We start from the raw sequence: 14389 nt of genomic DNA on the forward strand, positions 1-14389 counted from the left end.
ATTATTTTATATCCTTAGCTCCATAGGCGTATAACGGATGCCGTCGGCTGTCTGCTCCGTCTGTAAATCCCTAAAGCCCAATTTATGGTAAAACCCCACTCCGAAGGGAGAGGAGTTTACCGTAACTCTTTCGATTCCTAATTCAGACTTGAGATATTCACACAGACGATACATCAGCGCCCGCCCTACCCCTTTTCTATGGTGCTTCTCATCCACGAACAAAAGCGATATGTGAGAATTGCTTCTTACTGTAATCATACCGACTATTTTGCTGTCCTTAAGCGCAACGAACATCTGATAAGCGCCCATAATAAACATGCGGTGCAGCGCATTGTCGGTTATGAAATTCTCAAAACTTCTGACTCCTTCAGGTTCATAATCCTCGGCTTCAAATTGAAGAAAAGTCTTCCATGCCAGTGCTATCGATTCATCCCACTCATCCTCATAAGCTATACGAATCTCGTAAGAGAATTCACCCTCTGTCATTGTTTTTGTCCTTTCAACGGTCTAATTACATGTAATTATAACGAATCCTATTGTATTTTACAAGAAATTATATGCAAATTGTAATTTCTTTTAGTCCTAAAGTACTATTATCATTATTATTAGGCCTTCAATAACACCGTGAGGTGTCTTTTGTAAACGAAAGTATCTGGCGAGTAAAGAACACTCGCCAGAAAATTCGGGTTTTGCAGAACGATGTACTAATTGAAAAGGCTGCTGAAGAAATCCTTTACAGAATTCTTAAGGCTTTGGAAAAATCCTCCCGCTGCATTAGCAACAGCATCGCTCACTGCTTCACTGATTGCCTCGTCCGCATGGTTCACGATATCGGCGCCGTATTTACTGTACAGCTTCTCCGCCTGACTGATCAAATAATCGCTGTTAAGGCCCATACCCTCGAGCTTGTTCATCAAATCCACGATTCTCTGTATTTCTTCCTTCGTCAGGCTCACTCCGAAACGCTCTTCTCCTTCTTCTACAGCCGCCCGGATATCTTCATCCGTCTCCAGCTCTCCGTTCGCCACTTTCTCCTTAATATAAGCAATCAATTTCTCTATATCGTCACTATTCACATTTTGAGCTGCTTTTGCAAGCTCTCCGGTAGTAATGAGCTCATCCAGTGCGCTGGAAAGAGAGGCATCGGAAATTGTCGTTCCTTCCATCTTCTCATAAGCCTTTACCGCCCCTATCAAAGCGGCCGTTCCCGAAATCTGCGAGGGCGCCGCAACGATTACTTCCGTATCCTCCACCCCTGCCGTAAGCAAGGCATTGCGGTACATGCCGGTGGTACAGTAATTGATATTTTTCGTCGTTACCGTAACCCCGCTGCCCGGTGCCAGCTTTTTCAGCATCACGCTGGATAAGGACTTGCTGCCGATGACAGAGGAACTTAAGTACTCATCCAGATATTGATGCTCCTGCGCATTCGTCACATAAATCACATCGTATCCGGCAAGCTGGTCCTTCGTTATCCCCATCAGCTCCAGTACCGAAGTCTTTTGCCCTTCCGTAAGGTCCGCGCCGAGAGCTACTACTATCTTGCCTTCCTCCTGCGCGGACGCGCTCATACCGAATAAACCTGCCAAAAATAAAACGCCTATTAGTGCCAACCACTTTTTCATAATAATCCTCCATGTTTTCGATACCTGCAAATATTGTCTATTTTCCCGCCTATAAGATGGATAATATCCATGAGTATATATCTTTATATACTATTAGTTTATCCGTTTCATTCAATATTTCGTGTCTGTCGTTCTCGTAAAGCTTAAGCTGCACATTCTCCATTCCTAAATCCAGGAACGACTGGTATGCCGCTTTTACTCCTTTTCCATAATTACCTACAGGGTCCTCTGCGCCCGATGCGAACATAACCGGCAGTTCAGGAGGCATATTTTTCAAATTTTCTTTCTTATTCAGTCTTGCCAGCAACTCGAAGAGAGTCTCGAACCCGTTTCCGGTAAAAATAAATCCGCAAAACTTGTCCTTCTCATATGCCTTTACAACTTCTTTATCCTTAGTGAGCCAACTAAATTCCGACGTCTCTCCTTTTGTTCTCTTATTGTAGCCTAAAAAAGACAGGTAGTTTAAAATCTTACTCTCCTTTTTAGAGGCGCGGGTAAACTTCTGCAAGGCGGCCACCGCCTTTCCGCAAGCGATAACAGCCCCTGGCTGAGTTGCGGTTCCTACGATAATGGCACCTTGTATTCCCGTCCCATAGCGGCATAAATAATTGCGAAGTATGAAAGAGCCCATGCTATGTCCAAGAATGATATAGGGCACACCCGGATATTTTTCCTGGATATGTTTCTTGAGCCTGTGCGAATCCCTCACCACTACCGTGGCCGGGTCCTGCTCACAAAAATATCCTTTCGTCCCGCTCTCTCCGACCGTTTCTCCATGACCCAAGTGGTCCTCGCCCACCACCATGATTCCTTTCTCTGCCATAGCCTTTGCAAAGTCATCGTAGCGTTTTATATGCTCCGCCATCCCGTGTATGATCTGCAAAATACATATAGGCTTATCCGTATCGGGTATCCACTGCTTTGAATAAATCTTGCTGACGTTATCTCTGGAGTCAAAATACAGTTTGTCTCGTCTTACCATAAAATTCCCTCCATTCTTTTGTGTAGCGAAGCTCATCAAAAAATACTCCCTGATATGGAAATGAGTTCACAAAGGAAAAAAATCCCCTTGTGAACCCATTATACACCATAATATATAATATTTTAAGTTTATAATAAAAAATTCCTTAAATTAGCAGATCTCCGCGCCTGCAGGCATCGCCTTTTCCGGAGTCATAAGGGCCAGATTGCCGTCCTTATCTTCCGCACATAAAAGCATTCCTTCGGATACGACTCCCGCTAAAGTTGCCGGCTTAAGATTCACCAGCACCATTACTTTCTTGCCAACCATTTCCTCCGAAGAATAATACTGCTTAATACCGGATACGATTTGTTTCACCTGACTGCCGATGCGCACCTTGGAGCAAAGCAGCTTTTTGGACTTTGGAACTTCTTCACAGGCGATGATTTCACCTACCTGAAATTGCAGCTTAGCAAAGTCGTCGTAACTGATTTCCGGCTTCGCTTCGATGTCTATCACATCTTCAAGTGCTGCTTCCTTCTGCGTCTCTTCGGCCGTCTCCGGCTTTTTGCTTTCGAACAAGGCTTCTGCTTTTTCCAGCACTTCCTTTACATCCAGCCGCGCGAACAATATTTCCGGTTTCTCGGTCACCTTATTCCCGGAAGGATATTGACCGAAGGCTGTAAGTTCCTCAAAGCCCCGCAGGGAGGTATTTAGCTGTGCAGCAATTTTCTCAGCAGTGGCAGGCATAAAGGGCTCCAGTAAAGAAGCGCCGATGACAATACTCTCCACCAGATGATAGAGCACCTCAGACAGCCTATCCGCCTTAGCCTCGTCTTTCGCCAGCACCCACGGCTCCGTCTCGTCGATATACTTATTACATCGTTTGAAAAGTACGAAGATTTCCGATATGGCATCCGCCACTCTCAAATCCTCCATCTTTTTTCTCACTCTTTCATAGGTTCCTGCAGCGATTGCCTTCAAGTCATCGTCCAGAGCCTTATCCGCTTCGGAAGCAGCCGCCTTATCCGCGACAATTCCATCGAAATATTTATTGCTCATCGAAATGGTTCTGTTCACAAGATTGCCGAGGGTGTTCGCCAAATCGGAATTAAGCCTTTCCACCATAAGTTCCCACGAAATCACTCCGTCGTTTTCAAAAGGCATCTCATGAAGCACAAAATAGCGCACCGCGTCCACACCGAAAAAGTCCGCCAAATCGTCCGCATACAAGACATTTCCTTTGGATTTGCTCATCTTGCCGTCTCCCTGGAGCAGCCATGGGTGGCCGAATATCTGCTTAGGCAGCTCCTCGCCGAGAGCCATAAGGAAAATCGGCCAGTAAATCGTATGGAAACGAATGATATCTTTCCCAATCAGATGCAGATCAGCAGGCCAGAGCTTTTTATACTGTTCCGTATTGTTTCCGTCACAGTCATAACCGATTCCGGTAATATAGTTGGTAAGTGCATCCAGCCATACGTAGACAACGTGGCCTTCGTCAAAGTCTACGGGAATACCCCATTTAAAAGAAGTTCTGGATACGCATAGGTCCTGAAGTCCGGGAAGCAGAAAATTGTTCATCATTTCATTTTTCCGGGATACGGGCTGTATGAATTCCGGGTGTTCATTGATATGCGCAATGAGCCTATCCGCATATTTGCTCATTTTGAAGAAATACGCCTCTTCCTTCGCAGGCTTTACATCCCTTCCGCAGTCCGGGCATTTGCCGTCCGCAAGCTGGGATTCTGTCCAGAAGGATTCGCAGGGAGTGCAGTACATCCCTTCGTATGCGCCCTTATAGATGTCACCCTGCTCGTATAGGCGCTTGAATATTTTCTGTACCTGCTTCTCGTGGTAGGTATCCGTTGTCCGGATAAATTTGTCGTAAGAGGTATCCATAAGATTCCACAGGTCTTTGATCGTTCCCGCAACGTTATCCACATATTGTTTTGGGGTAACACCGGCTTCCTGCGCTTTTATTTCAATTTTCTGTCCGTGCTCGTCGGTTCCCGTCTGGAAGAATACGTCATAGCCGTCTTTTCTCTTGAACCTTGCGATGCTGTCGGCAAGCACGATTTCATAACTGTTGCCAATGTGGGGTTTGCCAGAGGTGTAGGCAATGGCGGTAGTGATATAATATTTTCCTTTACTCATACTTTTTTCTCCTTTTTAATAATTATAAATAATAAAATAAGAAAAGCCCGTCTTCTTAGTTTGACTAGAAGACGAGCGAAAAGCCGTGTTACCACTTCCTTTTGTCCGCTTCTCACAAAGCGAACCTCTGTGGGTACTGCCGATTTATGCGCTGCTCATTTATGAGCCTGAGCACGAATTGCTTTATACCCTGCCGCTATAACAGGCGGACCTGTCGCAGCCTTGCCGTCGCCGGTTCGGTGCGCTGCTCGGAAGCCATTTTCAATATGTTTTCACCCGATTCCTCTCAGCATTCCGTTAACTATCTTACCGCACGAAATGGAACCTTCTCTGGAAAGCTCTCGCATATCTACTCTCTTCGTCACTGCTTTTTACTTCATTTTATTGATATTGTTAGACTAGCACAAAGAATTTATACTGTCAATCACGTTCTTACGTATCTTAACAGCAAGTGTTAAGCTACTGTGTGAACACTAACAATCCGGTCATTCAGTTACTATCCAGCCTTTCATACCGTGAAGCCAAAATTGCGTAACTCTTTAGTATGCCAATATTTCATACCCATCTTCTGTAACCGCTATGGTAACTTCCCACTGAGCCGACGGCTTTCCGTCTTCGGTGTAGGCGGTCCAGCCGTTGCCGTCATCGATGTAGATTTCATTGGCCCCCATGTTGACCATGGGCTCTATGGTAAACACCATACCGGGCACCATAAGGGTTTCTGTCCCTTTTTTGGTCACATAGCTTACAAAAGGGTCCTCGTGGAACTCTATTCCTACTCCATGCCCACCGATTTCACGGACTATGCTGTAGCCGTTTTGAAGCGCATGACTTTGAACAGCTTCTCCCATATCTCCGAGGAAGTTCCAGGGCTTTACCTGCTCGATTCCTTTTTCCATGCACTCTTTCGCCACACGGACGAGCTTAGCGTTCTGCTCTTCCACTTCGCCGATGCAGAACATACGGGAAGAGTCGGAAAAATAACCTTTATAAATCGTGGATACATCCACATTGACAATATCTCCGCTTTTCAGGATTACATCTTTCGCAGGAATGCCGTGACATACCTGACTGTTGATAGAGGTACATACGCTCTTCGGATATCCGTCATAGTGGAGAGGAGCCGGAACAGCGCCGAGCTTTATAGTCTTTTCGTATACCATACGGTCTATTTCCTCCGTGGACATACCTTCCCGTATATTAGCTTCTACATAATCGAGCAGCGCTATATTGATTTTTCCGCTCTCCCGGATACCGTCTATCTGTTCTTTTGTCTTTATCATATCCCTATCGGGAATCATGTGGCCTTCCCTTTGGCAGCGCAGGACCTTATCGTCGAAAGCTTCATGACAGGCTTTATATTTTCTTCCGCTCCCGCACCAGCAGGGCTCGTTTCTCTCCAATTTCTTGAACATAGCTTTTCCTTCTTTTTCTCAAAATATTTGAACTCACTATAAGTGTCCTAAAATATTATAAAACACTTTTTATAAATTACATACGGTATTTTTCATATATTTCATGAGATAATTTCTCATATATTTTATGCAGTATTGTCTAATACTTTCATTACAACGCCGTATATCGCAAAATCGAACATTAGGTTCAGTACAATAATAAGCGGGCTGCAATGCAAAATGCATCACAAACCCGCATAAATACTATATTACTCTTCCAGTTGCCAAATGTATTTATCCTTTCGGAAAAATAAACAGACAAAAATTCCCGCAAAAGCAAGAATCAAAAACAACAGCGCCGCACCCGAGCCCTTACCGCTTCCGAACACTACCGTTAAAAAGCTGTCGGCGCCTTGTGTCTCCATAAAAGGCTCAAACACCTTATCAACTAAAATTCCACCGAGAAAATATCCTATTGGAATCGTGAAAAATTGCAGTGTATTTCTGGCGGAGTAAACCCTGCCCTGCATTTCTATGGGTATGCGACTTCTGAAAAGTACGTCCATATTCGCTCCCATAACAGGTATTGTAATCCAACCTAACACTGCGCCTATACACCACAAGGGGATAGACTGTCCGAATGCCAAAAAGAAATTTTCCGTACTCATAGAGATCAAAAGAGTATCACAAATCACTCTCACTCTGCTCTTGGGAGCCGGCAATAAAGACACGATCACACTTCCTGCCAGCGTTGCAATCCCCACTGCGGCATTCACTATCCCTAAGGCCACTTCACCGCCTCCCTGCCTCGATAAAACCATGGCAGGAAACGCCGCATTATACACAGAGGCAATGAGATTGATGGCTGCCAGGAATAAGATCAAATCCAAAATCCCACGATTTTGTCTTAAATAAACAAGCCCTGCCTTTGCCGCCTTTAAGATTGGTTCCTTTACCGAGTCTTCTCTTTTCAGCTCAGGTATTTTTATAAAAAACAAAAGAGAGATAAATGCTACACCAAAGCTAAATAGGTCAAACGCAATGACTATCTGAACACTGAACAAAGAAAGCAGTGCAGTTGCCAAGACAGGTGTTATTACACTCACAAGCGAATTGGAAAATGACCGCATTCCGCTTACCTTCTGATAATATTTCTTTGGCGTCAGCAAGCTTGTCGTAACATCCGCAGACGGCTGCTGGACCGTATTCATTAGTCCGTTAAGTGCATTTAAGCAGTACAGATGCCATAATTCCAATTTATCCGACTGTAACAAAATTAAAACAATAACGGTACATCCTGCCGCAAAACTATCGCATAAAAGCATGGTAAGCTTTTTGTTCCATCTATCGCTCAATGCACCTGCAAAAATGCTCATTAATACATAAGGTGCATAGGAACAGATGGCAAGCAATGCCGTCTGCAAGGCAGAACCATATTGCTGATATGACCATATGACCAGCGCGAAATTTGTCATTGCACTTCCCAATGACGAAAACGACTGTGACAGCCATAGAATAAGAAAATCCCGTAAATCTTTTATAAATATTTTTAATGAATTCATTTTGACTTTGCTCCTTTTGATTTAAGTTATTAGTTCCGGATGCAAAGTCTATGGGACTTATTTTATCTCCATGCGAGTCAGTCCTAATAGACCTTGCATGGAGCTGAAGCAATACAAAGAATCATTTCTTATCCTCCTCTAAATTTATAAAAATCATATCACGTTTTTTGATATATTTCCACATAGCTTGTAAGTCCGGCGATACCTATTCACAAAAAATCTCCGCCTTTCCCAAAACTCGAAACAGAAAGGCGAAGATTTCTAATATCTAACTCAATTTACCTGATTCATTTAAAGAATTATCTTAATATATCTATTTTTGAAATGCCTCAAATGATTTCAGCATATCCTTCACATTCTGCCCTATATCACCCCTGAAAATCGCCGAACCCGCGACAATCACGTTTGCTCCTGCCTCCAGTACGACGTGTACGTTGTCTGCAGTGATGCCTCCGTCCACTTGGATATCCGTACTAAGGCCTCTTTCCTCCACAAATTTACGAGCCTGCCTGATGCGCTCTGTGGATTCAGGAATGTAGGCTTGTCCGCCGAAGCCCGGTTCCACAGTCATTACCAACAGCATATCCAGCTCGCCCAAGTATGGAAGAACTGCTTCTATAGGAGTTGCAGGCTTTATAGATATACCCGCCTTCTTTCCGAGGGCGTGTATCTTGTCGATTACCACTCCGGGGTCCCGTACCGCTTCCAAATGAAAGGTGATAATATCCGCTCCGCATTTCGCAAATTCCTCTATATAGCGCTCCGGTGATGCAATCATTAGGTGTACATCGAAAATAATGTCCGACGTTCCCCTTATGGAGCTGATGAGCGGCATTCCGAAAGATATGGAAGGCACAAAGCTTCCGTCCATAACATCCACGTGAAGATACTGTGCTCCTGCCTCCTGAACTTCCTTTATTTGCTTTCCTAATACAGAAAAATCTGCTGCCAGAATAGACGGTGATAATATCAGCATTTTCTCTCTCACTTTCCGATGAACTCTTTTACCGATTTATATACGCCTGTGCCATCTAAGCCGTATTTTTCTAACAGTGCCATAGCCGGGCCGGATTCGCCGAATACGTCCTGCATACCGACCTTTTTAACCGGTGTGGGAGCTGCTGCGGATAATACGTCACATACTGCACTTCCAAGTCCTCCGATTACGGAATGCTCCTCGGCGGTAACTACCTTACCCGTCTTCTTCGCGGATGCTATAATAAGTTCCTCATCCAAAGGCTTGATCGTGCATATATTGATAACCTCTGCGCTGACACCTTCCTCCGCAAGCTTCTCAGCTGCTTCCAAAGCGCTGCTTACACAGATTCCCGTAGCCACGATGGTTACGTCAGTACCCTCTTTGAGCACAGTACCTTTTCCTATCTCAAATTTATAATCCGGTCCGTCGTTAATAACCGGGCATGCTGCTCTTCCGAAACGCAGATATACCGGTCCGTCGTGCTCAATCGCAGCTCTTACCGCCGCCTTCGCTTCCACGTCATCCGCAGGGTTCATAACTACCATGCCCGGAATCGTTCTCATCAACGCGATGTCCTCGTTACACTGGTGGGAAGCTCCGTCCTCGCCTACGGTAACGCCCGCATGAGTCGCTCCGATTTTTACGTTCAAATGAGGGTAACCCAGTGAGTTGCGCACCTGCTCAAAAGCACGTCCTGCTGCAAACATTGCGAAGGTACTCACAAAAGGAATCTTTCCTACTGTGGAGAGTCCTGCTCCGATGCCTACCATATTACATTCTGCTATTCCGCAGTCTATATGTCTTTCGGGGAAAGCTTTTTGAAAAACGCTGGTCTTTGTAGCCGCCGCCAAATCGGCATCCAAAACTACCAGATTAGGAAACTGCGCTCCAAGCTCCGCAAGCGCGTTGCCATAGCTTTCTCTCGTTGCAATCTTCTTTATTTCTGACATAATTCTTCACCAATCCTTTCCAAGTCTGCCATCGCTACCGCGAACTGCTCGTCGTTAGGCGCTGTACCATGCCATGCCGCCTTATTTTCCATAAAGGAAACGCCCTTGCCCTTTACGCTGTGTACAACGATTGCCGTAGGCATTCCTTTCGTTTCGCGGGCCTCTTTGAACGCTCTTCTGAGATCATCAAAGTCATGAGCATCTGCATTGATTACATGGAAATTAAATGCCTCGAATTTCTTATCTATCGGATAAGGAGAGCATATATCGTCTACCTTACCGTCAATCTGTAAGCCGTTGTTATCTATGATCGCTACCAGGTTATCCAGCTTTCTGTGTCCGGCGAGCATAGCTGCTTCCCATACCTGTCCCTCCTGAAGTTCTCCGTCTCCCAGAAGTGTATATACGCGGAAATCTTTTCCGTCCAATTTTGCTCCAAGCGCCATTCCTACCGCTGCCGATATTCCTTGTCCCAAAGAACCACTGGACATGTCCACTCCCGGAATATGCTTCATATCGGGATGTCCCTGCAAATAAGAACCAAGCTTACGCAGTGTCTTCAAATCCTCCACGGGAAAATAACCCTTATGGGCTAATGTGGAATATAAACCCGGCGCGGTATGTCCCTTGGACAATACGAATCTGTCTCTATTTTCCATCTTAGGGTTCTGCGGGTCTACGTTCATTTCTTCGTAGTACAGATAGGTAAATACATCTGCCGCCGACAACGAGCCGCCCGGATGTCCTGCTTTTGCACTATGAACCGCTGTAACGATTCCTTTTCGCACTTCATTGGCTTTTTTTTGCAATTCTAAATTTTCCATCTTCTTCCTCCAAAAATAAACCGCATTTACTAAAACACTTTACTAAACTACTCTACCACATATTAAATTTTCCGTCTATATTGTAACATGAAATAAATTCTGCCAATTCACGGACTTCTTTCAGCAGTTTTACCTTAAATGGCAATAAAAATTCCATTTCAACGCAATAGGAGTGATAGGAGTGCTTTCCTATTGCACTAAATAACAAGGGGAATCCTAAGGACTCCCCTTACGCAGTTCCGGCGTACCGGACCTACTTACGTTTCTCCTTCGCCTTGGCAAATAGGCTCTGGAGTATGATGAAAAAGGCTAGCAATGCTGCTATCGTGATTTTGGTCCACCAAGAGGACAAGGTCCCCTGGAAGGTAATGAACGTCTCTATCGTTCCTTTGATCAATACGCCGAACAAACTGCCGATGACGTTACCTACGCCGCCGGTAAGAAGCGTTCCGCCTATTACGGCGCCGGCAATCGCTTCCATTTCAAAGCCTTTGGCCTGCTCTACGAAACCGGAGCAGGTGTTCAGGCAGAATAAGAATCCGCCGAAGGCCGCCAAAAAACCATCGATAATATACACCTTCAGCTTCGTTCTCCTTACGTTAAGTCCCATTAAGAGGGCGGATTGCTCGTTGCCGCCTACTGCGTAGATGGAGCGTCCGAACTTCGTATATTTTAACATAATAAATACAATAACCAGTACCAACAGTGCCAGTACAACACTCGGATAAATATACGGATTTATGGTAACACCCTTCTTATTCACATATCCGCCGAAGGGAAAATATATTTTCTCCTGTGCCCAGCTTAGGAACAGTTCGTTTTTGATGCTTATCATCTCCGTACTTATAATGGCCGTCATACCTCTTGCGAAGAACATTCCCGCCAAGGTAACGATAAACGGCTGAATTTTCAAATAGGCGATGAGGAAGCCTTGAACCAGACCGAAGACGATTCCCACCAAAAGCACGATGATAACGGCAGGTACTGCTCCGATGCCCTGCTTTTCCATCATCCATGCCAGGAGCATACAAGTCATGGCCACTACGGAGCCTACTGAAATATCGATACCCCCGGTAATGAGCACCATCGTCATGGATACCGCGATGACGATCAGACCTGCGTTGGAAACGAAAAGGTTTAAAAATACCTGAAGTCTTCCGAAATTATTATCTCTAAATACAATCAATCCGATGGCATACATGATAAAAAACAGCAAAATCGTAATGAGAAGCAGGAATTGATTGCCTTCCAGTTTGAATTTCTTCATTATGCCACCTTCTTTCTAGCGCCGCCGCCGATTTTCTTCTTTGCGTTCTTCCAAATCTTTGAAAGTTCGGGAGACTGCAAAGATACGATAATCACAACTACGATAGCTTTGTATACAGGAATCTGGTCCGCCGATACTCCCATAGCGTACAACGTGGTGGTAAGCGCCTGAATCGTGTAAGCTCCAATTACGCTTCCTGCCAAGGAGAATTTACCGCCTCCGAGACTGTTCCCTCCCAGCGCTACTGCCAGAATCGCATCCAGTTCCATATTCAGTCCTGCGTTATTCGCATCGATAGAATATACTCTGGAGGTGATGATGAGTCCCGCAATGCCGGCACACAAACCGCAGTAAGCATAAGTCAGGAACTGTATCATCGTGGAATTAAGTCCCACCAGCCTTGCTGCCTTGGCATTGATACCTACCGTCTCAATATAAAGTCCCAGTGCCGTTTTCTTCAATAAGAACATCGTCAGTATTACTACGAGAACCGCGGCGAATACCGGTGTCGGAAGGGGAACTCCGTCTATGAAGCCTCCGAGCTTCTTGAAATGATCTACGCGCACGTAAATCATTTGTCCTTCCGTAATAAGCTGCGCGATACCGCGGCCGGCTGTAAATAAAATCAGAGTGGCAACCATGGGCTGAATCTTCATCTTAGCCACTAAAAATCCGTTCCACGCACCGCATATAATACCTACCGCCATCGCTGCCAGCACTCCAAGTATATAGGGCGCATGGTATTCGTTTACCGTCTGCTGACCGCCCGAAAGAACGAAGCAGCAGAGGGCCCCTGCCAGGGCGCTGACCGCACCTACGGAGATATCCGTACCACCGGAAGCTGCGACTACCAATGTCATGCCTACAGCGAGGATTACCAGCTCGCTGGCGCGGTTTATAACGTCGATAATATATCCGTAAAATACTCCGTTATTAATCGTTATCGCAAAAAAGGTGGGCGTCTTGATGACGTTAATAAGAAGCACCAGTGCCAAGCATAGAAACGGCAGGAAAAGCTTATATCCCGTCAGCCTCTTCAATGTATTTTTCGCATTATTCATCACTTCCACCTCCCGCTATCGCTTTCATGACGCCTTCCTGAGAAAGCTCGCTGTCTCCGAGCTCCCCTACTTTCCAGCCGTCTCTCAGAACTGCCATTCTTGAACAAGTACGAAGCATCTCTTCGATTTCGGAGGAAATGAACATAACCGCCATACCTTCTCCTGCCAGCTTAAGTACAAGCTTCTGAATCTCTGTCTTCGTACCGATATCGATACCTCTGGTAGGCTCATCCAAAATGATGAAGTCGGGGTTGGTAAGCAGCCATCTTCCCAAGATTACCTTCTGCTGATTACCTCCTGAAAGCTGTCTGATCGGAACCTCTCTATTTGCCGTCTTAATCTGTAAAAGGTCTATGTACTTATCGGTAAATTCTTCCTGCTCTTTCTTACTGAGCAGCTTAAATATACCCTTTTTCGCCTGCAGCGCGATAATGATGTTCTCTCTTACAGAAAGGTCCGCAATAATACCCTCTTCCTTTCTGTTCTCCGGCAAATAAGCCATTCCTGCCTGCATCGCATCAATAGGCGCGCCTACCAGAAGCTTCTGTCCTTTTACAAAAAGGTCTCCGCCGTCAGCCTTATCTGCCCCGTAAATCGTCCGAGCCAGCTCGCTGCGCCCTGAACCCAAAAGACCCGTAAGCCCGATTACCTCACCCCTGTGTATCTGAATGTCAAATGGCTTAATCGTGCCCGTATGCTGAAGTTTCTTCGCATCGATTACCACTTCTTCGCCAACCTTGCCTGTTCCCTCTCCGCTCTTCTTGATGGCTGCGAGATCGTCAAAATCCTTACCCATCATTTCCGCAACGAGACGGACTCTCGGCAGCTTCTCCACTTCGAATTCTCCTACCAGAGCTCCGTTTCTAAGCACCGTTATGCGGTCGCACACTTCGTATACCTGCTCCAAAAAGTGGGTAACGAATATAATTCCTACTCCTTGCGCCTTTAACTTTCTCATCAAGGCAAAAAGCTTCTCCACTTCTCCGTCATCCAGAGATGAGGTAGGCTCATCCAAAATGAGAACCTTCGCGGACATATCTACCGCTCTGGCAATAGCTATCATCTGCTGCAAGGCTATGGAATAATTGTCCACCGTCTTCGTTACATCTATATCTATATCCAGACCGCCTAAAACTTCTTTAGACTTTTTGTTCATGGTTTTCCAGTCAATTGCCCCGAATTTCTTCGGTTCCCTGCCGATAAACAAATTCTCTGCCACGGAAAGATTCGGACAAAGATTGACCTCCTGATACACGGTACTGATACCATTTACCTGTGCCTCCTGCGGCGATTTGTTGATAATCGGATGGGAGCTTTCATCTATTTTTATTTCTCCCGTTTCGAATTCCTCTACTCCGGTGAGCACCTTGATTAATGTGGATTTTCCCGCACCGTTTTCCCCCATTAGAGCGTGTATTTCTCCTGCCCTTAAGGTAAAGTCCACGTTTTCCAAAGCAACGACTCCAGGGAAATTCTTATTAATATGGCGCATCGTCAATACGATTTTATTTTCCTTACGGCTGTTTTCCATTTGGGCTTCATTCCTTCCTTAAAAAATCTGCCATACCTTTTCATCATCTCATATTATATCTTTGCCACTACCTTGCAT

Annotated in this window: 12 protein-coding genes; all 12 read right to left on the reverse strand. The window is 45.3% G+C overall.

Translation table 11 applies throughout. The annotated features are described in order from the left end of the window. Nucleotides 1–6: 6 nt before the first annotated feature. A complete protein-coding gene (locus CC90_RS0114710) occupies nucleotides 7–486 on the reverse strand; it encodes a GNAT family N-acetyltransferase (protein WP_031391519.1) in 480 nt (159 codons plus the stop codon). Between the two features lie 218 nt (nucleotides 487–704). Beyond that, entirely contained in the window at nucleotides 705–1625 is a 921-nt protein-coding gene (locus CC90_RS0114715) for a DUF1002 domain-containing protein (protein ID WP_035315740.1), read from the reverse strand. A gap of 49 nt (nucleotides 1626–1674) precedes the next feature. Further along, nucleotides 1675–2607: an alpha/beta fold hydrolase gene (locus tag CC90_RS0114720; RefSeq protein WP_031391521.1), complete on the reverse strand. Its 933-nt coding sequence runs from the start codon at nucleotides 2605–2607 to the stop codon at nucleotides 1675–1677. A gap of 150 nt (nucleotides 2608–2757) precedes the next feature. Further along, on the reverse strand, nucleotides 2758–4743 hold the full coding sequence (gene metG / locus CC90_RS0114725) for a methionine--tRNA ligase (RefSeq protein ID WP_031391522.1): 1986 nt from the start codon (nucleotides 4741–4743) through the stop codon (nucleotides 2758–2760). A 539-nt stretch (nucleotides 4744–5282) separates the two neighbouring features. Further along, nucleotides 5283–6158, reverse strand: a complete 876-nt coding sequence (locus CC90_RS0114730) for a methionyl aminopeptidase (RefSeq protein ID WP_031391523.1) — start codon at nucleotides 6156–6158, stop codon at nucleotides 5283–5285. A 248-nt stretch (nucleotides 6159–6406) separates the two neighbouring features. Continuing rightward, nucleotides 6407–7699, reverse strand: a complete 1293-nt coding sequence (locus CC90_RS0114735) for an MFS transporter (RefSeq protein WP_031391524.1) — start codon at nucleotides 7697–7699, stop codon at nucleotides 6407–6409. A gap of 313 nt (nucleotides 7700–8012) precedes the next feature. Further along, nucleotides 8013–8675 (reverse strand): ribulose-phosphate 3-epimerase, encoded by a 663-nt coding sequence (rpe, locus tag CC90_RS0114740; protein ID WP_031391525.1) that lies wholly within the window; start codon nucleotides 8673–8675, stop codon nucleotides 8013–8015. Between the two features lie 8 nt (nucleotides 8676–8683). Beyond that, entirely contained in the window at nucleotides 8684–9628 is a 945-nt protein-coding gene (locus tag CC90_RS0114745; RefSeq protein WP_031391526.1) for a transketolase family protein, read from the reverse strand. After that, complete coding sequence (locus CC90_RS0114750; RefSeq protein ID WP_031391527.1) at nucleotides 9616–10452, reverse strand: transketolase; 837 nt, start codon at nucleotides 10450–10452, stop codon at nucleotides 9616–9618. Before CC90_RS0114750 ends, CC90_RS0114745 begins: the two co-directional genes overlap by 13 nt. Before the next feature lie 253 nt (nucleotides 10453–10705). Beyond that, nucleotides 10706–11719 (reverse strand): ABC transporter permease subunit, encoded by a 1014-nt coding sequence (locus CC90_RS0114760; protein ID WP_031391528.1) that lies wholly within the window; start codon nucleotides 11717–11719, stop codon nucleotides 10706–10708. Further along, nucleotides 11719–12780 (reverse strand): ABC transporter permease, encoded by a 1062-nt coding sequence (locus tag CC90_RS0114765; protein WP_031391529.1) that lies wholly within the window; start codon nucleotides 12778–12780, stop codon nucleotides 11719–11721. Before CC90_RS0114765 ends, CC90_RS0114760 begins: the two co-directional genes overlap by 1 nt. Beyond that, entirely contained in the window at nucleotides 12773–14311 is a 1539-nt protein-coding gene (locus CC90_RS0114770; RefSeq protein ID WP_031391530.1) for a sugar ABC transporter ATP-binding protein, read from the reverse strand. Before CC90_RS0114770 ends, CC90_RS0114765 begins: the two co-directional genes overlap by 8 nt. Between the last annotated feature and the right edge of the window lie 78 nt (nucleotides 14312–14389).

It is taken from the genome of Kineothrix alysoides (genome assembly GCF_000732725.1).
Lineage (GTDB): Bacteria > Bacillota > Clostridia > Lachnospirales > Lachnospiraceae > Kineothrix > Kineothrix alysoides.